The organism is Pseudomonas sp. W2Jun17, assembly GCF_023127795.1.
Lineage (GTDB): Bacteria > Pseudomonadota > Gammaproteobacteria > Pseudomonadales > Pseudomonadaceae > Aquipseudomonas > Aquipseudomonas synxantha_A.
The window spans coordinates 1-1,149 of sequence record NZ_SPKO01000035.1 but is presented as its reverse complement, the minus strand read 5'-3'; the positions used below and the strand labels follow the sequence as shown (position 1 = coordinate 1,149).

The window sequence follows — 1,149 nt, the reverse complement described above, 5'->3', positions numbered from 1 at the left end:
TCGGTGAAGGCGGCAATATCGTTTACACCGCCAGCCTTGTGGATAAAAACGGTGCGCCGGTGACCAACATCACCAACCCGCTGACCGTAACTTTGGACAATGGCAAGACCATCACCATTGGTGTGAATGAAACCAGCGGCACTGTCTCGGTCTTGGCACCGGATGATGTCTACAAAGGCGACCAGACCGTCACCACCGCTATCAAGGGTGTGACCGGTGGCGAGCACTTTGAAAATCTGGTTCCAGGTACTACGTCAGTAAACACCACCGTTACGGACACTCCGGGTACCGATAACACAACGACTGTCACACTGACTGCGCCAAGTGTCGTTAATGAAGGTGGCCAGATCACCTACACCGCGACCTTGAGCAATAAGGCCGGTACCGACGTCACGCTGAAACTCGACAACGGCTCAAGCATCACTATCAAAGCCGGCGACACCGTCGGCACTGTGACCGTCCCGGCACCGACCGATGACGTGTTTATCGATAAGAGCACGCAGACGGTCAAGATCACCGACGCTTCCGGCGGCAACTTCGAAAAACTGGAAGTTGCAGGCAACGGTGCGACCACCACCATCAACGACACCATCGATAAGGTCGATGTTGTACTGACCGCCACGACTACCGTGGGCGAAGGCGGCAATATCGTCTACACCGCCAGCCTGGTGGATAAAAACGGCGCCCCGGTGACCAACATCACCAACCCGCTGACCGTCACTTTGGACAATGGCGAAACCATCACCATCGGTGTGAATCAGTCGAGCGGTAGCGTTTCGGTTATTGCTCCTGATGACGTGTACAAGGGCGATCAAACCGTCACCACAGCCATCAAAGGCGTGACTGGCGGCGAGCACTTTGAAAATCTGGTGCCGGGTACTACGGCGGTGAACACCACCGTGACGGACACACCGGGTACCGACAACACGACTACTGTCACCCTGACAGCGCCTAGTGCCGTTAACGAAGGTGGCCAAATCACCTATACCGCAACCTTGAGCAACAAGGCCGGTACCGACGTCACGTTGAAACTCGACAACGGCTCGTCGATCACCATCAAAGCGGGCGACACCGTCGGCACCGTGACTGTGCCTGCTCCTACCGATGACGTGTTCATCGATAAGAGCACCCAGACCGTCAAGATCACCG

At 56.1% G+C, this 1,149-nt stretch carries 1 protein-coding gene; it reads left to right on the top strand.

Features of this window, described 5'->3' with window-relative positions:
* Positions 1–1,149, top strand: a 1,149-nt coding sequence (locus E4O98_RS22780) for an immunoglobulin-like domain-containing protein (protein WP_348984640.1), incomplete at both ends; no start/stop codon positions are given.